14 protein-coding genes and 1 pseudogene are annotated in these 20130 nt (G+C 50.0%); 13 read left to right on the top strand and 2 right to left on the bottom strand.

Annotated features, from left to right (window positions below; all coding sequences use genetic code 11):
* Window positions 1-3: 3 nt before the first annotated feature.
* Window positions 4-1026 (top strand): polysaccharide deacetylase family protein, encoded by a 1023-nt coding sequence (locus tag DIT72_RS09300; RefSeq protein WP_135954966.1) that lies wholly within the window; start codon window positions 4-6, stop codon window positions 1024-1026.
* A 35-nt stretch (window positions 1027-1061) separates the two neighbouring features.
* Here the strand turns inward: DIT72_RS09300 and DIT72_RS09295 are convergent.
* A pseudogene (locus DIT72_RS09295) lies at window positions 1062-1661 on the bottom strand (FkbM family methyltransferase); the annotation flags it as partial.
* Between the two features lie 645 nt (window positions 1662-2306).
* Between DIT72_RS09295 and DIT72_RS09290 the strand changes: the two are divergent.
* The 12 genes from DIT72_RS09290 (at window position 2307) to xrt (ending at window position 17196) form a co-directional block, all read left to right on the top strand.
* Window positions 2307-3434 carry a glycosyltransferase family 4 protein gene (locus tag DIT72_RS09290; protein ID WP_135954964.1) on the top strand — a complete coding sequence of 376 codons (1128 nt, stop codon included), beginning with the start codon at window positions 2307-2309 and terminating at the stop codon, window positions 3432-3434.
* Window positions 3435-3481: 47 nt separating this feature from the next.
* The gene (locus tag DIT72_RS09285) at window positions 3482-4354 is read left to right on the top strand and encodes a glycosyltransferase (protein ID WP_228260773.1); all 873 of its coding nucleotides are present in this window, start codon (window positions 3482-3484) and stop codon (window positions 4352-4354) included.
* Between the two features lie 24 nt (window positions 4355-4378).
* Window positions 4379-5524 carry a glycosyltransferase gene (locus tag DIT72_RS09280; protein WP_168355044.1) on the top strand — a complete coding sequence of 382 codons (1146 nt, stop codon included), beginning with the start codon at window positions 4379-4381 and terminating at the stop codon, window positions 5522-5524.
* Window positions 5525-5528: 4 nt separating this feature from the next.
* Window positions 5529-6914: an O-antigen ligase family protein gene (locus DIT72_RS09275; RefSeq protein WP_135954961.1), complete on the top strand. Its 1386-nt coding sequence runs from the start codon at window positions 5529-5531 to the stop codon at window positions 6912-6914.
* A 3-nt stretch (window positions 6915-6917) separates the two neighbouring features.
* Window positions 6918-8042: a glycosyltransferase family 4 protein gene (locus tag DIT72_RS09270; RefSeq protein ID WP_135954960.1), complete on the top strand. Its 1125-nt coding sequence runs from the start codon at window positions 6918-6920 to the stop codon at window positions 8040-8042.
* A gap of 4 nt (window positions 8043-8046) precedes the next feature.
* Window positions 8047-9546 carry an oligosaccharide flippase family protein gene (locus DIT72_RS09265; RefSeq protein WP_135954959.1) on the top strand — a complete coding sequence of 500 codons (1500 nt, stop codon included), beginning with the start codon at window positions 8047-8049 and terminating at the stop codon, window positions 9544-9546.
* Window positions 9547-9583: 37 nt separating this feature from the next.
* Complete coding sequence (asnB, locus tag DIT72_RS09260) at window positions 9584-11503, top strand: asparagine synthase (glutamine-hydrolyzing) (RefSeq protein WP_135954958.1); 1920 nt, start codon at window positions 9584-9586, stop codon at window positions 11501-11503.
* Between the two features lie 60 nt (window positions 11504-11563).
* Window positions 11564-12448, top strand: a complete 885-nt coding sequence (locus DIT72_RS09255) for a glycosyltransferase (RefSeq protein ID WP_228260772.1) — start codon at window positions 11564-11566, stop codon at window positions 12446-12448.
* Window positions 12449-12476: 28 nt separating this feature from the next.
* On the top strand, window positions 12477-13352 hold the full coding sequence (locus DIT72_RS09250; protein ID WP_135954956.1) for a glycosyltransferase: 876 nt from the start codon (window positions 12477-12479) through the stop codon (window positions 13350-13352).
* Window positions 13353-13474: 122 nt separating this feature from the next.
* Window positions 13475-14449: a GNAT family N-acetyltransferase gene (locus DIT72_RS09245; protein WP_135954955.1), complete on the top strand. Its 975-nt coding sequence runs from the start codon at window positions 13475-13477 to the stop codon at window positions 14447-14449.
* A complete protein-coding gene (locus tag DIT72_RS09240) occupies window positions 14443-15573 on the top strand; it encodes a GNAT family N-acetyltransferase (protein ID WP_135954954.1) in 1131 nt (376 codons plus the stop codon). Before DIT72_RS09245 ends, DIT72_RS09240 begins: the two co-directional genes overlap by 7 nt.
* A gap of 75 nt (window positions 15574-15648) precedes the next feature.
* On the top strand, window positions 15649-17196 hold the full coding sequence (gene xrt / locus DIT72_RS09235; RefSeq protein ID WP_135954953.1) for an exosortase: 1548 nt from the start codon (window positions 15649-15651) through the stop codon (window positions 17194-17196).
* Window positions 17197-17380: 184 nt separating this feature from the next.
* Here xrt and DIT72_RS09230 read toward each other — a convergent pair whose 3' ends face one another.
* A complete protein-coding gene (locus tag DIT72_RS09230) occupies window positions 17381-20083 on the bottom strand; it encodes a tetratricopeptide repeat protein (protein ID WP_135954952.1) in 2703 nt (900 codons plus the stop codon).
* Window positions 20084-20130: the final 47 nt, after the last annotated feature.

Below are 20130 nucleotides of genomic sequence, written 5' to 3'. Positions count from 1 at the left end.
TTCGTGATTCGTTTTTCCTCCCTTGTGAAATTGGCATTCAATTTTGGCGGAGGGTGGTTTTCGAGGAAGATCACGTCGGAGTACCCGCGGATACTGATGTATCACCGGTTCTATCGGGATACTGATAATGGGGGGGTATCTGCGGTCTCATTCGAACGGCAGGTAGCCTTCCTCAGTGAATCATGCGAGTGCCTGACAACCAGTGACCTGATTGAAAGAATAAAAGAGGGGTGGGGAGTTTCCCGTGGCAAACCTGTCGTTTGTATTACCGTTGATGACGGATATTCCGACTTTTACGAAGTGGCCTTTCCAATACTCGAAAAGTACCGTGTGCCGGCCACTTTTTATGTGACTACAGGCTTTGTCGATAAGGCTTGTTGGTTATGGTATGACCGACTGAAATGGATCGTTGATAATGACGTAACCACTGCTGTCGCTATTGGTCCCCATGTTTTTCAACCCGATGACTGGAACCAGCAAAAAGTCAGCATATGGTCCAGGCTGGTCAGCGATTTTTTGGAAAAGGATGGTTTAACCATAGAGGAGAATCTGGCCGAGCTCGAGAAACAGGTTGGTGTAAATGTGCCAGAGAAAGCACCGCCACCCTATGAAGCCGTAACCTGGAAGCAGTTAAGGGAAATGCAGAGAGCCGGTATCGAGATTGGCGGGCATACGGTGAATCACTACAGTCTTGGGCGTCTGCTAAAACAGGATGTAATTGACGAGGTGGGAATTTGTTGCAAGCGACTAACCGAAGAGCTTGGTAAAGCACCGACGGCCTTCTGTTATCCTAACGGCCAGCCTGCTGATGTTCCAGCTGATTACTCAGATATTCTTCGAGAGGCGGGTTTTGAATCCAGTGTAGTTGCCTATTATGATAGAGAAGGCATGACGGATAGATATGCGTTACGTCGGCATGGCATCGGTGATGGCTGGTACGGCTTTCAGAAAACCATTTATGGAGTAGATCGCGTGGGGGCCGTGCTTTTGGGGCGTCACAATGTTTTTGATTGGGGCGATACCTGATTCTCGTAGATTGACTTGGCAAATAAATCTTTTTTTTACACTTTAAGTTTTGCGAAAATGTCGCAGTTGTTTCGGTCAGCGTCGCTGATTGATACCCATCTTCCTTTGTGTTTGGCCTCTAACTGATATCCTAAATCTTCCAGTTTAGCGATTAATTCTTCTGAAGACGTGTTAAATCGCTTGAGGTTAGAGTTAACGCACTCCACAAAAAGACAGCGAGGCGGGCTGGACTTGAACAATTTTGAAAGCCCCTGTAAAACCTCCAACTCGGCACCCTCGACGTCAATTTTGACAATGTCAAAACGATCCAGGTGGGTGCTCGACTGCACAAAATCCAGTGTCTTTACTTCAATATTTTCGAATTTTTCATGTTTTTCGGGTTCACTGGGCCTCAAAGTTGCTGCCCCATCGTTGTTATTAGCGATGTCATAAATTCTGGCGCAACATTCTTCAGCACCAATGGCGCAGCCTAAAACGACGACATTAGTAATCTGGTTGTTTTTCAGGTTTGCCTCTAGTCTTTTCCGGACCTTGGATTGGGGCTCGATTGCAACGATTTGTCCGCTGCTTCCCACCAGAGTGCTGAATACGAGTGAATGGACACCTATGTTTGCACCCACATCCAGAATACGATCACCACACTTGACTTGACGACCTTTCTGATCTTGTTAAGGATTTGTTCCTCGAAGGTCCCCCGGAAGAAAAGGTATCTTCCGATTTCGCTGTTAGGATCATAGGTCAACCTGACCGGGAATCCCCTTAACCGTGTTGTAACAACCTCCTGTTTCAGTTTTTTTGGCTTTAGCGAATACAACAATCGAACATGAGCAAATGGGAACGGCCAGGTGCGCATGACAATCCACGTAAAGAGATTTCTCACAGAAGGCTCCAAAAGTCAGTTTTTGCAATAATGTGGCCTGATGGATTGAAGTCACGAAATGAATTACCGCAGTGCCTACACATGACGCACCTGACTACCTTTTCAGCTATTTTCTGACTATATCTCAGCGCACTTACAAAAGGCAATAAAGGGCTCGTTGGATAGTATCAGCGTGCAGGTTGGATCTCGCTTGCAGCGCTTGTCGCTACTGCAGGGCTTTAGCAAATTTTAATCCAAACATAGGTTTCCGCTAAACTTGTGGGTATCTTCAGGTAGCGCTCGGACACTCCCGGCGTGTAACATAGCGTAACTGGAAAATTTCCAAAAGATTCTCGGAGTTGACTGAATGATTTCGTCTTGCCTGAGGTTCTAGAATGCTGTTTGAATCGGGGGGCGCGTAATGCCTGATCCAAGGATTGTTGGCGTAATGCAGGGATTTGCATTTCAGGAACGAAAAGGTTCAGCCTTTTACCATCTGTTTCGCCAGCTTGATGGGGGCGGAGAGCTTTCTGGCGTGGTTGACATCAATATTCCTCGCTGGCTTCGTAGGGGGCTTAAGTTAAAAAATGCTGCACTGGATCGCGTTAAATGGAACGCGAAAGACCAGCTGGATGTCATGCGCTATGACCTGCTCAGCCGTAAAGGCATAAAAGGTCTGGGTGACTTTAAAGGTGAATACAACGCAGTGCTTCAAATAGGTTCAAATATGAATTTGAACCGTTACTGCCAGAGCATGAACATCCCCGCGTTCTCGTTTCATGATAACAATGTGTTCGCCTACACCAGATCTCTTCCGCCAGAGTTATTACCGGACAGACGTATTCAAGAGGCCATTGATTATGAAAAGAGGGTGTACGATGGCCTTTCGGGGGTCTTCACCATGAGCAAGACGCTTGCCCGCTCTTTCGTCACAGATTTTGGCTTACCGGAAGACAAAGTTCATTACGCGGGTTTTGGTAGCCCTTTTGTCGCTGAATCCCTGGAGGAAAAAGCGTATGACCAGCAACGAATTCTTTTTGTTGCGTCCCATTCCTTTGAGAGAAAAGGTGGCGTTACCCTGCTTAATGCCTTTCGGAAGGTAAGAGAGTCCTTGCCTGAAGCTCAGCTTGTTTTAGTTGGTAGAGACTGGAACATTGACGAGCCAGGGGTTGAGGTTCACGGATTTCTGGATAAGCGGGATCCGGTTGATAACGAAAAGTACCAGCAGCTATTCCGGAATGCATCGATGTTCGTGATGCCCTCTTTTAACGAGGCATTCGGTGAGGTGTTTGTAGAGGCCATGTCCCATGGGCTGCCCTGCATCGGAACAAACACCGGTGTTATGCCGGAAATCATCTGCGGCAACAATGCTGGGGAGGTGATTGAACCCGGGGATGTGGAGGCGCTTGCTGAAAACATTCTCGGTTCGTTAAGTGATCCCCAGGCGCTTCGTGAGAAGGGCGAGGCGGGGCATGTTGCTGTGAAATCTGAATATACCTGGGATAAAGTTACGGGTCGAATCAACGAGGTTGTTAGCTCTTTTCTTTAAACTTCTCTGACTCATTGAGGCATCCAGCTTTGGAAGGACAAATGCCAATGGTGTCTGTGATTATTCCCGCCTTTAACCGCGTAGAATATATCAAAGAAACCATCCAATCCGTTCTTGATCAGAATTACCCGAACATTGAGATTATCGCGGTTGATGACGGATCAAGTGACGGAACTTATGATGTTCTAAAGCGATTTTCTGACGAAAAAACGATAACACTTCTTTCCCATGACAATAGGGAAAACAAAGGTCAATCAGCGGCCCTCAACGTGGGTCTGAGGGCCGCTTCAGGTGAACTTTTAGCGATCCTTGACAGCGATGATCTGTTCGCACCAACGAAAATTGCTGAGCAGGTCGAGTTTCTTGAGGCAGATCCCTCATTTGATATGGTCTATGGCAACGGTTTAGCGGTTGATCGGTATGGCAATCCTCTTTTCTATACCTTACCCGAAAACCATACGGAGACCGGCGATCCCGCGAGAGTTTTAGTCGATTGTTACGTTGCGATACCTGGGGGGGCTCTTATTCGAAGAACGCTTATTGAAAAAGTTGGCTTTTTCGAGGAATCGTTTCGTGCAGCACAGGATCATGATATGGCGATCCGGCTGTTTGAGGCAGGCAAAGTCGGTTATTTACCCACGGTGGCTTTTCATTACAGAAAACATGAAGATTCTATCAGCCAGAAAGGGTTGGAGCGGCGCTGGAGTACTGGCTTTGAAGTGCTTCGTCGCGCTCAAAAGCGCTATCCTTACCCTTCTCGTATAATCAGAAAGCGTGCTGCCGTATTGAATTTCCGTTTAGGGCAAACCTACTGGCGAGAGAGTCGTCGTATTATCGCGGTCCCGTTGCTGGTAAAGTCTGCAATGTTAGATCCACTGAGGGCCCTGAAGGTTCTTTTGGGGCGTGAGCGTGTGGTCTAATTGGCAATTAACAAAGGAATGAAAATGCCTGCCAGGGAGCGGATTCTTTTTATTAGTAATAGACTGGTTAATCCCTATGCTGGCACTGAAAGCCAGCTGTTGCAGTTGATCAAACACTTGCCTCGTGGTCAGTTTGAGCCCCGTTTGCTCGTTTTGCAGCGTTCAGAGTTTTCGGACTCAGGCGCCATATCCTGCCAGGTGGATGTCTTGGGTCATTCGAGTCTTCTGGATCCCCGAACCTGGGTTTCGTTCTGGCGATATGCCAGAAATGCCGCTGCTGAGGGGTATAGTCTCGCCCACATCTATTTTCATGATGCGTCCATATTTGGGCCGCCCTTGCTCCGTACGGTTGGTATTCGTTCCATAATCTCCCGGAGAGACATGGGGTACTGGTACAACCGTACCTACCTTCGGATCCTTCAGGTTACCGGAAAGTTTACGGACAAAGTCGTTGTCAACAGTCAGGCGGTTGGCGAGGTGACTTCCAGAAAAGAGCGGATTCCGGCCGATAAGATCAAAGTTATTTATAATGGGTATGAGAGTTCAGAAAAGCCCACCATGACGGCCACCGGGGACATCCTAGCCATAAAAGAAAATGGCCTTGGTCCGATCATGTTTCTGGTAGCGAATTACCGCCCTCTTAAGAGAATAGAAGACGCTGTTCGCGCTGTGAATCTGGTTGTGAAAAATGGCGGCAGTGCGCAGCTTGTTATTATCGGTAGCGGCAACTGGGAACCGTTGAGGCAACTGGCAAAAGAGCTGGGGCTAGCTCAGAGGGTCCATTTTCTTGGTGGGCGTGATGATGTAAAAGAATGTCTTAAGCATGGTTTCATTGGTTTACTTTGTTCTGAGTCGGAAGGCTATTCCAATTCAGTTGTTGAGTACATGCAGGCGTCACTGCCGATTATCGTTACTGATGTAGGCGGTAACAGAGAAGCTGTTTTGCAGGGTGAAACAGGCTATCGATATCCGATAGGGGATGTTGGTGCACTTGCAGACCATATCCTTGGCTTGTTGAGGGACCCGGAACTTGCAAAGCAACTGGGTGCCGCGGGCAAGGAATTGGCTGATCAGCGTCATGACCTGCAGAGAATGATTGGCGCCCATGTAAATTTATATTATTCCCTGGTGGGCGCGTCTGCCGCTGCACCTGTATCAGGGGAGAGATAAGCGTATGCCTCTGGCGAAACAAGAAAAGTTCGGAAGCACTTCAGGTTTGAAAGCTACTGGGCAGGTGAATACGTTTACCTTTGGTCTTTACATTTACTTTCTTATTAGTTTTTTTCTGCACTTTTCTGCTCGAATACCTGTTTATGGCAGTATCCGTCCAACATTACTCCTGGTCCTGTTGCTGACGCTGCTTCTGTTTATGCAAAAGGAAAAGTTTAAAGGTTGGACTCGAGAGCCGATCATGCAAGCGATGCTTGTTTTTTTGGTTTATCTATTGATTTCGCTGCCTTTTGTGGAATGGCCGGGAAGTATTATTCGCAACAATCTTTCTGACTTCGTAAGAGCCATAGTTTTTCTGTTTTTTACAGTTCTCATAGTTGACAGCGACAGGCGCCTGAGAATCTTTCTATTCGTTTTCGTTGGTTGCCAGATCATACGTGTATTAGAGCCTCTTTATCTGAATATCACATCGGGTTACTGGGGTAGCAGAACTTACCTTGGAGGCGGCGAGTTTTCCGTTCGCCTGTCAGGCGCTCCATCAGATGTAATCAATCCAAATGAATTGGGATTTGTTATTGCGACTATTATTCCCTTCCTGCACTACCTTCTCTGGCCGGGGCGGTTTTGGGCAAAGCTGTTTTATCTGGCAACAATGCCCGCGTTATTATACGCGCTGATCCTTACTCAGTCTCGTGGCTCCTTCATAGCTCTTCTGGTCGTTGCCTGGATGATATTCAGGGACTCCGGTCGAAAATGGATGCTTGTCGTCTTCGCAGTAGCTATTGCAGTTGCGGGCTGGAACGTAATGTCACCGCAGCAGCAGGATCGATACTTATCCTTGATTGGTAAATCTGAAACCGGCAATACGTCCTCTATGGATTCGGTTGAAGGCCGCTTTACAGGGATGATGAATGAGTTCCAATTGGCAATGAACCGTCCAATCGTGGGCCATGGGCTAGGTACAACAGAAGAAGCGAAAACGCATACTCTCGGCGTTCGCCAGGCAGCCCATAACTTTTACGCGGAGATACTGATAGAAACAGGTATTTTAGGGTTTGCATTGTTTCTCAGATTTCTTGTACGAGTTTATAAAAAACTCAAAGATAATGGCCGGAAGTTGGTCGAATTGAGTGACGAAGGCGAATTAGGTTTCTACAAACGACTGAACAAGACTCTGACGGCTGTCTTTTGGATGTACCTGGTTTATAGCACTAATTACTGGGGGCTATCCCAATACTACTGGTATCTATTTGCAGGGCTTGTGATTGTCTTTTACCAGCGGCTGGATATAAAAATGACACGGTCAAATCAAAGTGAATCGTCCGAGCAAGCAAGACGATTTGGCCAAAAGTACGGACTGTATCCTATCCGCAAGCTGGGCAGCTCTTAGCGCATGAAAAACGTTCTTATGACGGCCCTGCAACCTGGTGGTGGAATAAAAACCTTCTTCAGGTATGTTTATGGTCAAGAAAATTTCAAAAATTACGAATTTACGCTCGTTGCCCCAGACCATGGGCTAGGTGAATATTTAAGGGATTTTTTGCCGAGCGGCCGAATACGGCTGGAAACCGCAGAAACCGGGTCATTTGCCTTTATTAGGCAAGTTCGCAGTTTGGTTCGGAAAGGGGACTTCCAGCTTGTCCATTCTCATGGATTTTCGGCTGGAGCGCTGACGGAGTTTGCGATAATGGGCTTGAATCAGTGCCACTTGATGACAGCCCATGATGTGTTCAATCAGGCACAGTTCCAGAGATTTAAAGGCCGCTTCAAGCACATTTTAATGTCTGCTGCGTTCAAACGAATGGATGCAATCCATACTGTTACCGATGATGCACGCAACAACTTCCTGGATTTCTTTCCAGCGATTGGGCCCGAGCGCATTCACGGTATACTGCATGGTATTGATACTGCGTATTTTCGGGAGGGATGCGCACTCCCTCTTCGCAAGACCATAGGATTGAGCCCCGATACACCCCTCATTGGTTTTTTCGGCCGCTTTATGGGGCAAAAAGGTTTTCGACAGATTGTCGACGCCATTGATCTGATTCGTACCCGAAGACTAATGGCCGAAGTGCCTCATGTAGCAACCTTTGGGTGGGGGGGGTTTATCCGCGAGGACTATGCCTATCTTGGCGGACTAGGCTTGTGTAAATATTTCCACCAAATGCCACAAACGGACAACATGGCTGGTTCCATAAAAGGGGTAGATCTGGTTGTCATGCCTTCGCGTTGGGAAGCTTGCGGCTTATTGGCAATGGAGGCGCTAACAGCCGGGGTTCCAATTATCGGTAGCGACTGCATTGGTTTAAGGGAGGTATTGGATGGAAGCCCAGCTCAGCAGGTATCCGTTGGTGACACGGAGGCTCTTGCGGCCGCGATAATACGTGAGTTCCAGGATATTGACAGTCGCCGGGGGGAATTCAAGAGGTATCAGGAAGTGGCGGTATCCAGATTCAGTATTGAACGGCCTGCAAGGGAACTGGCGTTGCTTTATAGCAAGCTTAACGATCAAGGATAGTCTTTTGTTTCGAATCATTCTCGTCAATACAGGTTCCAATGTCTTGGTAATGCTGGTCAAGCTCACGCTGACTTTTATTATGACGCCTTTTTTCATTCATTATATGGGCAACTATGATTACGGCCTTTGGGAGATGGTTGGTGCGATTGTCGGCTATATGGGGATGCTCGATCTCGGCATAAAACCGGCAATCAGCCGTTTTGCGGCAAAATATCGCGCAGAGGACGACAGGCTGGGGCTACAACAAGTTTTTGCCTCCACCTTCGTTTTTAATGTTTGTATTGGTTTTGTTGTCGCTCTGATCCTTTGCGGGTGGGCGTTATGGTTCAGTGGATGGATGGCGCCTGAAGGAGAGGAAAGCCTGAAATACGCTTTATTTCTGCTGATTATTGCGGGCCAAATGCTGATTGTTTTTCCGGGTTACGTCGCGGAGAGTTTTCTTGAAGGTTTCCAGAAGTATTACCTTAAAAACAACATAACTATCCTCAATAGTATAATCGGTGCGGCTCTTTTCCTGACGTTTGCGAATCCGGAAAATGCGCTTCTGGTGTTAGCAGGGGTTAATGCGCTGGGATTATCAATCAAGTATCTGCTTTTTTTCGTTTTATTATCTCGTCCCTCCCTGGGGGGAATATCTTTTAAAGCGAGCAATTTCACCCGTAGCAAGTTGTCGGAAATGCTCCATTTCAGTCTTAAATCCTTTGTTCAGGGGCTTGCTACCCGCATGGAAAGCGCGACAGATACTATCGTTATTGGTGCGGTCCTGGGGCCTGCCTCTGTGCCTTTTTATGCCATACCAATGAATCTTGTTAAAAATATTCAGGGACTCGGGTGGACGCTTACTCATGCCTTCATGCCCCTGTTCAGTGATATGGCCGCGAGGTCCCGGCAGGCTGAAATTCAAAGCATCTATCTTGTCTCAAGTAAGGTTGTTGCAGGCCTGGTTGTGGCAATCGGTGTGGGTGTGGCACTGGTTGGTACGCCATTTCTGGCCTTATGGATAGGACCCGAATACACAGAGAAGTCAGACATAATTATATTATTACTTGTGATCTTCGTTAGCCTTCCTATGTTGAACCCCTTCTGCAGTCGTTATCTGACTGCTATAAACGAACATGGAATTTTCGCGAAACTAATGCCTATTTCAGCTGTAATAAACGTGGGCCTGAGCGTTGTGTTGGTCCAATATTATGGCATTGTTGGCGTAGCAGTTGGCTCAGTGTTACCCGCGTTGGTTTTGCAGCCAGTGCTCCTGACACATAGCTGCCGCCATCTTAAGTTGCCGGTCAGTCAGTATCTGAAAACGAGTCTTTTGCCCCTTATGGTTCCGATTATTTCTATGGGGCTATTCGTTGCATGGGTTCGCTGGACATTGGGTATCGAGAGTTATGCCGCCCTGATAGCAACAGTGGTTGCCGGCGGCACTATTTATTTCATAGTGTTTTGGTTTTTGTCGCTGACGTCGGACGAGCGTCAGTTTGTCGTCAGTCGGTTCCGGCGATAGTCAGGTATGCTAATTTTTCTATAGAACAGGTACGTTCATGTGTGGATTTGCGGGTCTGGTTGCCAGCAGTAATCGCCTCGATCGCCAGGTTTCGGAGCAGAGCCTCAGAGCTATGGGAGATGCTCTTGAGCATAGGGGGCCGGATGGAGAGGGAATCTGGAGAGAAAACACCGTTGGTTTGGTTCACCGCCGTTTGGCTATTCAGGATCTTTCTCCTACTGGTGCACAGCCGATGGAGTCTGCCAGCGGTCGATTCGTAATTTCGTTCAATGGCGAAATTTATAATTTCAGAGCACTGCGGAGAGAACTTGAGGAGAGTGGGTTTAGCTTTATTGGGCATTCAGATACTGAGGTCATGTTGGCAGCATTTGAAGCCTGGGGTCTGGAGGATGCTCTGCAGCGCTTCAATGGCATGTTTGCTTTTGCCCTGGTGGATCGAAAGCAAAGAACGTTGACACTTGCCAGAGATCGCATGGGTGAGAAGCCGCTCTATTATGGCTGGCAGGGTAGCACCTTATTGTTCGGCTCGGAACTCAAGGCGCTTACCTGTCACCCATGCTGGGAAGGTCAGATTAATCGTGGTGCGTTACCACTGTTAGTCCGCCACAACCTGATTCCAGCACCTCATTCTATCTATTGCGGCATTCGGAAACTGCTTCCTTCTTCATTTATTTGCGTAGACCTTGATCAGCTTGTGGTCGGTGAACTACCGGAACCCTCTCGCTACTGGCGCCTGGAAGATCAGTTTAACAAGGGGCAAGACTGGACTTTTAGTGGCGCATCCTTCCATTTGGAAGGACTTCTTGAGGAAGTAATCGGTGACCAGATGATATCGGACGTTCCTCTGGGTGCATTTCTGTCGGGTGGCATTGATTCTTCGACTATCGTCGCTCTGATGCAGAAGCAGGCTAATCAACCTGTGAAGACCTTCAGTATTGGATTCAATGAGGAGGGCTTTAACGAAGCGGTGCATGCAGCAGCAGTGGCGAACCATCTGGGCACGGATCATACTGAACTCTATGTAACCGAAAAAAATGCACGGGACCTCGTTCCGCAATTACCAACAATATACGATGAGCCGTTTGCAGATTCTTCTCAGTTGCCCACGTATCTGGTCAGTGAAATGACGCGCAAGCACGTTACGGTGGCACTTTCCGGAGATGGTGGCGACGAGTTGTTCTGCGGGTACACCCGCTATCCGAGCATGTTGCGCGGTTGGCAGCGACGCGGTTCGCTTGGTTCCCGCCTGAAGGCGCTCTCTGGTCAGCTCCCGCCTGAATTAACTGCCAGGGCCATTCGCGCCCTGATCCCTTCCCAGAAAGGGCGTAGTGTGGAGGCGATTCGTTTACGCTTGGCGCGAGCCAGAGCCATCGCCTCTGCCCAGAGCCTGTCGGATTTTTATCGACGGTCGGTTTCTTACTGGCCAGACCCGGCTATGGTTTTGCTAGAACCGAATGAGGGATCGTACGGGCTGACCGGCGCACTTCCGGACGATGTACCGGACGATGATTTGAAAACCCTTATGTGGCGGGATCAGAACTGGTACCTGCCAGACGATATACTGACCAAGGTGGACCGTGCCGCCATGGCCTGCAGCCTGGAAACACGTATCCCCATGCTGGACCATCGGGTGGTGTCGTTCGCCATGGGGCTGCCTGCATCTCTTAATATTCAGGGCAGTGTCGGTAAGCAGGTACTTCGGTCTGTACTATACCGCCATGTTCCGCGGGAGCTGATTGATCGGCCGAAGCAGGGTTTTGCCGTTCCGGTAGCAGCTTGGTTGAGAGGGTCTTTACGAGAATGGGCAGAGGAGCTCCTGGACCCGGTGAAGCTCAGGGAGCAGGGTTACTGGAAAGCAGATATGGTCCGGCAGGTTTGGAATGAGCACCTTTCAGGTCGGGAAGACTATAGTTTTGAGTTGTGGGGTATTTTGATGTTTCAAGCGTGGCTAAACTAAACGGCGATTGTGATTTCGACGATAATTCCAATATGTTGTACCAGGATGGAGGAAATAACTGTGGAAAATGAAGAACCGTTAGTTTCTGTTATTACTCCCACGTTCAATCGGTCTGAATTTTTACGCGAAGCGATAGACAGTGTTCTTGCTCAAACTTACGAAAATTTCGAACTCATCATTGTAGATGATGGGTCAACCGATGACACAAAAAAGGTAATTGAGCCTTACCTTACTGATCAGAGAATCAAGTATTTTTACCAGTTTAATCAGGGACAAAGCGTCGCAAGAAACAAAGGTATATCTGAATCCAATGGTGCGTTCATCTGCTTCCTAGATTCTGATAATGTGTGGTTTCCGAAAAAACTTAGTATCTCCATTTCAGAATTTGATCGGTTCCCAGAGGCTGATATTGTATATGGAGATGGCGTATTGATTGATGCAAAAAGTGAAGAGATCGGTAAAAATACGATGAAACGCTATTCTGGCCGTATCACTCATCATCTTTTAAAGGACAATTTCGTGAGCATGAATACCACCATGACTCGTAAAAAATGTTTTAAGGAACTGGGTGGTTTTAATGAAACAGATCGCGTAGCAGAAGATTATGAATTATGGCTAAGGTTTTCTACAAAATTCGAGTTTCGTTATATTCCCGAATTTTTAAGCTACTATCGGGTTATGGATGATCAAATTTCGTCTGACAAGAAACAGCGGTTCTCTGGTAATGAGAAACTACTCCTGAAATTTCTTGAACAGTATCCTGACGCTGTTACTCGTAAGCAGCGCCAGAGAGGCCTCAGCCACTTTTATATTAGAAAAGCCCGATATGAAATATCCGTTAAATCGTTTAGGGATTCTATTTGTGACATTATAAAGGGAATTAATTATTATCCGTGGTGGCCCGGGCCTTGGCGAGCATTGGGTAAATTACTTATCAAGCGATAATCGTCATGTATGGCTTTAGGAATTTAAAATGGCGACGATTAGCGTAATAATGCCAACCTATAACCGGGCCAAGTTTCTACCGGATGCGGTCGCCAGTGTGCTGGCTCAGACCTACACTGATCTCGAACTGATCATTGTGGACGATGGTTCAACAGACGATACCCGGAAAGTGCTGGAACCCTTTCTTGGTGACCGGCGGATTCGTTATTTCTACCAGGAAAATCAGGGCCAGAGCTATGCTCGTAACCTGGCGCTTGAACAGGCAACCGGCAATTTTATCGCGTTTCTCGATTCTGATGATTTATGGGCTCCTGACAAGCTGAAGAAGCAGTTGGCGGTCTTTCGCGCGCACCAGGAGGTTGATATTGTTCATGGTGACGAGGCGATCATTGATGAGCAGGGTTCCGTTGTCAGCCTGGAGAATATGAAGCGTTATTCCGGCAGGATCACGCGGAAACTGTTGGCTGATAATAGCGTGAGTATTACGACGGCACTGGTGAGGCGGCGGTGCTTTGAGGCGATGGGTGGTTTTGATACGTCTTTAGGTGTTGCTGATGACTACGAGCTTTGGCTAAGGTTTTCTGCTAGGTATTGTTTTCATTATGAGCCGGGCATCGTCGCTTCCTACCGGGTGATGACGGATCAGATTTCCTCCGATAAGCGTCGGCGATTCGATGCAAACGAGCGGATTATCGCGGAATTTTTGGCACGGTATGGGGAGACTCTTTCTCCGGCGGAACGCCGCTGGGGACTGGCTCGTTTTTATTGTCGCAAAGCTAGGTACTTCGCCAGCGCTGGTGACCTTGGTGAAGCGGTGGGTGCTATTGCAAAGGCGCTGCGTAATTCGCCGCTTGATACAGTAGTCTGGAAGGCGCTGTATCGCGTTATGGTGCCGCGAAAATGACGAAGGATGTGAAGGTAAGTGCCGCGGCCGCAGAAAGCGGCTTGCCACGGTGTGTTCCCTGGCAGCCAAAGTACCGGGAAGGTGTACTCAGGCTGTTCAGGGATGTTCCTTACAAGGCTGAATTGTGGCAGTGGCAGTTTGAGTCCAATCCCTTTGGTTTGCCGTTCGCGCCCGTCGTGCTGGCTGACGACGAAGATAGGGTAGTTGGGTTCAACGGCGTTATGGCGGTTCGTGCCACCGACCGGGGTAAAGATATTTCAGTTTTATGGAGCTGTGATTTCTATCTCGCTGAGCAGTGGCGGGGTCAGGGACTGGGTAGTGTGATCAAGCATGAACTGCACAGGAATTCCCCTTTGATTATGTCCTTCGGCATAAGTAACCAGGCCAGCCAAGTGCTCCGTCACCTTGGCTGGGTGCCCTATGAATCGGTAAGAAGCTACAGAATGCTGCGTCGGCGCAAGGGGATTCGCAGCTGGTTGCTGAGCTGTCTTCAATGGCTTAATCGGTTGCAGAGTTTTTTCTCCGCGGTGCCGGACATCTCCGGAATGCATATTAATGTGCGCTCAACTCTCCCCGAGCACGAACGTGTTGATTCACTTTGGGAGCGATCCGCTCCAGGTTACGAAAGGGCTGTTCAAAGAGATTTCACCTACCTGAACTGGCGATACCAGCAGCACCCATTGGGCCGTTATGGGTTCGTTTGTGCCTGGAAGGATGATCAATTGGCGGCAATACTGGTTACCCGCTTCAGCCGTGGCACTCTGCGTATCGTCGACTATTGCGGTCCGGCACGTAATCAGCCGATTAAACGTTCCCTTGTGAATGCAGCTGTGCGGCACTGGCCCCATGCAGCGCAAGTAATGTCTGTTACTTCGGATCCGGCGTTTGGTGAAGCGTTTCTCGCTGAGGGGTTTGTTCAACTCAGGGGGCGGCCACGTTTCTATATCTATGAACCGGGCGTGGAGGACTCTGCAGGTTTGTCGACCTGGTTTATTATGGCCGGTGACTCTGATGGTGAGTTCCTTCAGGCAGCCAGTGATTTTTACACCACGGAACCCCTGCTGGGTGTGCCCGCAGAGGAGCGTAAACAATGCTGAGGGTCAAACCAGTTTCCGAGGCGCAATTTGCCGGCATGGCGGACGAATGGCAAAGGTGCCTTGAAGCATCTGACGCCAACTCTCTGTTCATGAGCTGGCCCTGGCTCTATAGCTGGTGGGAAACCTGGTCTCAGGTTCTGGGCATGGAGCTGGTGCTGTTGGGTGTTTTTGATCCGCAGGATGAGCTTGTTGGTATCGGCCCTTTCTGCCGCCGGGTGCTGGTGACGCCTGCAGGAATTCGGGTTGCCCGCCTTTACATGATTGGCAATGCCTGGCGGCTTGCGCCGACGGTGCGGACGGAGTATTGCGGAATCATTGCCCGCCGTGGTTGCGTGCACCTGGTCAGGGAAGCGCTTGTTTCGGCGCTGGAATATCTGGAATGGGATGAGCTGATCTTCACCGATGTGCCCACGGATCAGTTGGCGAATCTCCAATCCGGGGGCTTTAGGGAGCAACAAGGCTACCGGATTATTCGCCGTGCCAACGATACTGGAATTCGCATCGATACCTCTGGCTATTTTGATGACTGGCTGGCGGGGCTTGGAAAGAATACCCGGCTGAAAGCCTATAACCGCAGAGCATACCTGCAAAAGGAGGGTGAGCTTGCTTTTCTGGACCACGATCAATGTCGTGATGGGGACTTTTTTGAGCGCCTCAACGCATTCCATATGACCCGATGGGGGAAACCGGCGTTCGATAGGGAGGCGCTCAGGTTTCACCGCCTGCTCCTTGAAAGGCTGCACCTATGTGGTGGTAAACCGGCTATGAGCTTGATCCTTTACAATCAGCGTTGTGTTTCTGTGTTATACGATCTGGTGGTCAGAGGTTGCCGGTACAATCTCCAGGCCGGGTATGAGGAAGACTTCGATGCGAAAGTGTCACTGGGTTATCTCCACCTGGGGTACGCGATTGAGTCTGCTTTCAACCACAGAATAACGAGCGCGTATGATCTGCTGGCAGGCACCGGTAAGAAGCAGTTCTATAAATCACACTTTCATGGGGAACCTGTGCATTTCTCCACGTTCCAAGTAGTTCGCAGCCCTCTACTCAAGGCTCTGTATCGTATCCAGGCGGCCAGTCCCCCGTTAATCGCGAGAGCATTCAGTCGCAGGGTAGGGTTGTAGCCCTGTCGTGGCAAAAACTTGTGCATGCAGGCACAATACCGCCAGGACTGATTTACATATATGGGAAGTGGATGTATGACGATTGAAAGGATTCAAGATCGCAGTTTGGTTCAGAAGGTACTTCCGTTCCTTGTAATATTTGGCGCCCTTTTCCTACTTATATGGCCCACCGTCGAAGGGATTGTCAGCCGCTGGTTCAAGTTTGACGAATCCTACTCCCATGGCTTGTTGCTTCTATTGGTTTCCGCTGTTCTTATTGTACGAACGGTAAAAAGAGATTCACCTGTTCCCGGTTTTTACCCGTTGTGGCTGTTGCCCTTTGCCCTGGCATTAATTGCGTACGGCCTTGGCGATGTCCTGCGAGTGCAAGCGCTGCAAGAGTTAACCATAGTTCCCCTGTTATTGGGTACGCTTGCCATTTTTCTGGGTTGGCAGCAGGTCAAAGCTTTTATCATTCCAGTCGGTATTCTCTTCTTTACTGTGCCGGTATGGGATTACCTCTCCTGGACCCTTCAAGTCATTACGGTTGAGATAAACCGGCTGTTGCTGGGATTTTTTGATATTGATTTTGAAGTAGAAGGAGTCTTCGTATACCTGATTGGTGTTGGTGCCTTTGAGGTGGCTCACGGATGCTCTGGCTTACGATATCTGTTGGTTGGTCAGGCCCTCGCGGCGTTGTATGGAGAGCTTAATTTCAGGTGCCTTCGCTCAAGAATTGTCTTTTTCCTGACAGCGGTGGGCTTCGCGTTATTGGCGAACTGGATTCGGGTTTTCGTAATCATTTATATGGGTTACGAAACCAATATGGAATCGAGTCTGATCCGGGACCACGATAACTTCGGCTGGTGGGTGTTTGCGGGGACTCTGGTGCCACTATTCTTAATTGGCCGAAAACTGGAAATGACCAATGCGGAACAGGCACCTCGAGCCGACCGCGGTCTGCCTGCAACTGACAAAGGTGGTTACCGTCGATTATGGTCTGGTGTTGCAGCTACCTCCGCGCTGCCAGTTCTGCTTCTGGCGCTTCTACCTTCCTCTGCCGGAGAAATAAAGCCCTCACCGGATTCATTTGATCTTGGTTTGAACACCGAGCGTTATGGGCCTTTGTTCGGAAAACGGTTGAGTGGCTGGAAACCACAGGTGCGAAACCCTGATCTTGTCTTTGTTCAGACAGTGTTTGATCGGGGGGCTGTTACTGGTGAGTCGGGGCCTGAGCAGCAGTTGTTTGTGGGTGTTTACAGTTACGAGTACCAACGCCACCGGGCGGAGCTCGTTCAGTATTATAATCGTATCTATGATCGCGATGAGTGGTTGCCAGAGAAGTTCTTCAGAGTAATGTCGCCTTCTGGCGTCCCCCTCCAGGGCGTGACTCTGCGAAGCTTGTCTTCCGGAAAATATGTGCATCTGGCTTATGGCTATTATGTCGCGGGCCTTTGGGAGATAGATCAGTGGCGCGCAAAGCTTGCTCAGGTAATGGGCTTTTTCAGCCCTCGGACGGACGCCTCTCTGATTATTTTCGGCACAGCGTGTGAAGACTGCGATGGCGAGGCTGCAGTTGGTGAGTTGGTGAGCGATGTGATGCCGCCGATTGTGAACCAGGTTGATCAGCACTTTCAAAAGTAGAGCGAAATGCTTTGGTCTTAGGGTGACCCCAAAGTTCCTGAAGTCCTATCATAGTTATGCCAGACCTTACTCGAGAAATATTATGATGTATCAAATATTGTTACGAGGATAGGAGATCGCCCCTGAATACTAGAGACTTTTAGGTACGTTGCCGCGATAGTTCTACTCTCTATTATTTTTGGCGTCAGCCTCCGCCATCAAACTTTTGCAGTATCCGTTTTGCATCCACGTCGCGGCCATTGGCGCGATAAGCCTCTGCCAGGTGCATGGCGATTTCCTGGGAATCCGGTTGCAGTTTGTGGGCCTTTTCCAGTACCGGGAGGCTCTCTTCCGTTTGCCCCGCTTTGAACAGGATCCAGCCGTAGGTGTCGGCGATGGCGGCGTTGTCGGAGTTCAGTTCAAAGGCTTGCCTGGCCAGTTCCATCGCCCGGTGGTCGCCTTGCTGGTGGTAGATCCAGGCAAGGTTGTTGAGAGCCACCACGTTCTGCGGCGTTAATTCAAGGAGTTCTTCGTAGGACGATATCGCCTTTTCCGGTGCCTCGTTTTGCTGATGCAGCATGGCCAGGCTCATCAGAATCTGAGGGTTACGGGGAAACGCCTGTCGCGCGTTTTCGAGGGATTCAACAGCCTTGGTGCGTTGCCCGGAGCGGGCCAGGGCGCGGGCATGGGCGATTTCCAGCTGGGGGCTCTGTTCCAGTTCAACAGCAAGCTGATAGAGCTCAGCGGCTTCCTGGTACTTTTCCTGCCTTTCAAAATAGCGGGCTTCGATACGGAAGGGCGCTGCGGACTCAGGATGTTGCTGTTTGACGTCTCTCAGGATGTCCCGTGCCTCTTTGGTATCTCCTTGGGTAAACTGGACGGCTGCCGCCTGAATGCCGATCTCTTCGTTGTCCGGGAACAGTATGCGCCCCCGGCGGAGCACATCGGTGGCCTGGTCGAGGCGTTCCTGCTGTACCAGCTGGCTGGCAATGCCGTGATAAACGGCAGCAACCACTGATTCCGCCGGGGCAGGACGGGATTCGTCTTCCCGTTGAAGCAGGCTTGCGGTCAAGTCATCGGCCAGTTGAGTGTCATTGTTAAGCAATGCGGATTCCAGAAGCACAAGCCTGGGGCTGTAGGCATCCGGGTGATTTTGCCGGACTTGTTCCATCAGCGCCGTCAGTTCTTCGCGCGCCATCACTGACGAGAGGCCCTGCAAAGCCTGGCGATTGTCCGGGTCCAGTTCGATGGCTCGGTGGTAGTAGTCTTTTGCCTGATCAATTTCGCCGCGTAATCGTGAGAGATTGCCCAGGGCGTTCAGTGGGGCTGGGTTCTCGCTATCTGCTTCTTCGGCTCTGTGATAATACTGTCTTGCCTCTTCAATATTCCCGGCGTTGGCAGCGACATTGCCGCGAGTAACCAGTGCGGCAACACTTTCTGGTTGCTCATTTACCCAGTCGGAAGCAGCGGCAATCGCCGCCTCGTTGTCGTTGGATGATACATGGGCCTGAACGACCAGCAGTCTTGCCTCCTCCGTTTCCGGATCATTCTCCAGCACCTGCTTGGCCTGTTCTATGGCCCTGTCGGTTTGATCGGTGCGCACCAGATAGGTCGCATAACGCAATCGCAGATTATTGTTACCGGGGGCCAGGTCCAGGGATTTTTCAATGAACTGCTCTCCGCTCTCGGCGTCGCCGCTAACCAGTGAGGCGATGCCCACGAGTGCCAGGGTTTCCGGGTCTGAATCCTGGTCTTCGAGATTGGCAAGGATTTCCCTTGCGCCCTCAGGGTTGCGCATCTGGAGGCGGGTGGCCGCAAGCAGTTTTCTTGCCTGTTCGGAGTCCTCCATAGTGGCAACCGGTGCCAGCAGGGCTTCGGCTTCCTCCGGACGGCCCTGGCGATAGCGGATGATGCCCAGCATCAGTGCGGCCTGTTCCTGGCCAGGTGCCTGGGCCAGTACTTCCTCAAGGTAACGCGCTGCGATATCAAGTTCGCCGTTGTTGTATGCTTCCTGGGCCGCCGTCAGGTTGCTCTTGATGGTGCCAGGCGCTGATCTGGCCAGGATTTCTTCGTAGACAAAGGCTTCGGAGGATTTGCCCTGTTCCCGCAGCACGTCAATCAGAGCCGACATGGTCTCAAACTTCTGGTACGTCATTATGTCGTACTGACCGATGGTTTCCAGTGCGTTGACGTAAGCCAGTTCGGCTTCGGCCCAATCTTCCTCGGCGTGGGCCAACCTGGCTTTCCAGAGCCAGAGTTCCACATTGTCCGGGTCGAGCTCTTCTGCCTGGGCAATGTATTCGTCACCTTGCTCTGGTTCGTTCTGACTGTAAGCCACTTTCGACAGCCCGATCAGCGGTTCCGCCTCACCGGAATCAATATCCCGGGCATTGGAATAGGCTTCTCTGGCTTCGTCAGGGCGGCCTGCCTCCAGATGTATATCCCCCCTGATCAGGGCGGCTTCCAGCTGTTGGACACGGTCCGCCTCTTTTACCTCTTCGAGGGCGGCCAGTGCTTCATCAAGCTCGCGTTGCATCAGGCTGGCTTCGGCGCGGATCAGTGCCGCATCGTTCAGGTTTTGCTGGTTTACAGACTGTTCGTCAATGTTTGAAAGAAGTTGATCCAGCTGCCGTTCGGCATTGCGGGCGTCACCGGCGGTGAGCAGGTTATTGATAATGACGAGATATGGCTCAACGCGATCTGGCTGCATTTCAATAGCACTGCGCGCCTCCAGTGTACTGGCCTTGAGCTCGCCCTGGCGCTGGAAAAAGCGCGACTGGTCCAGATGGCTGATGTACCGGATCTCATCCTGGCTCATTTCTTCATTATTGCCTCCGCTACAGCCGGCGACGGCCAGCGAGATGGCAACTGAAAGAAGGGTGGCACGTACTGCTGACACTGGTTTCATGGCCCTGTTCCTTTCCCTTTTTAGGTCTTTTTATGGATTCCCTGCCC

This window comes from Marinobacter orientalis (assembly GCF_004792665.1).
Classification (GTDB): domain Bacteria; phylum Pseudomonadota; class Gammaproteobacteria; order Pseudomonadales; family Oleiphilaceae; genus Marinobacter; species Marinobacter orientalis.
This window is presented reverse-complemented; position numbering and strand designations above follow the sequence as displayed.

Bases quoted from the DNA above. Each gene is read 5' to 3' on its own strand.
- DIT72_RS09290 (WP_135954964.1), top strand. From the start codon at position 2,307: ATGCCTGATCCAAGGATTGTTGGCGTAATGCAGGGATTTGCATTTCAG.
- DIT72_RS09285 (WP_228260773.1), top strand. From the start codon at position 3,482: ATGGTGTCTGTGATTATTCCCGCCTTTAACCGCGTAGAATATATCAAA.
- DIT72_RS09280 (WP_168355044.1), top strand. From the start codon at position 4,379: ATGCCTGCCAGGGAGCGGATTCTTTTTATTAGTAATAGACTGGTTAAT.
- DIT72_RS09275 (WP_135954961.1), top strand. From the start codon at position 5,529: ATGCCTCTGGCGAAACAAGAAAAGTTCGGAAGCACTTCAGGTTTGAAA.
- DIT72_RS09270 (WP_135954960.1), top strand. From the start codon at position 6,918: ATGAAAAACGTTCTTATGACGGCCCTGCAACCTGGTGGTGGAATAAAA.
- asnB (WP_135954958.1), top strand. From the start codon at position 9,584: ATGTGTGGATTTGCGGGTCTGGTTGCCAGCAGTAATCGCCTCGATCGC.
- DIT72_RS09250 (WP_135954956.1), top strand. From the start codon at position 12,477: ATGGCGACGATTAGCGTAATAATGCCAACCTATAACCGGGCCAAGTTT.
- DIT72_RS09240 (WP_135954954.1), top strand. From the start codon at position 14,443: ATGCTGAGGGTCAAACCAGTTTCCGAGGCGCAATTTGCCGGCATGGCG.
- xrt (WP_135954953.1), top strand. From the start codon at position 15,649: ATGACGATTGAAAGGATTCAAGATCGCAGTTTGGTTCAGAAGGTACTT.
- DIT72_RS09230 (WP_135954952.1), bottom strand. From the start codon at position 20,083: ATGAAACCAGTGTCAGCAGTACGTGCCACCCTTCTTTCAGTTGCCATC.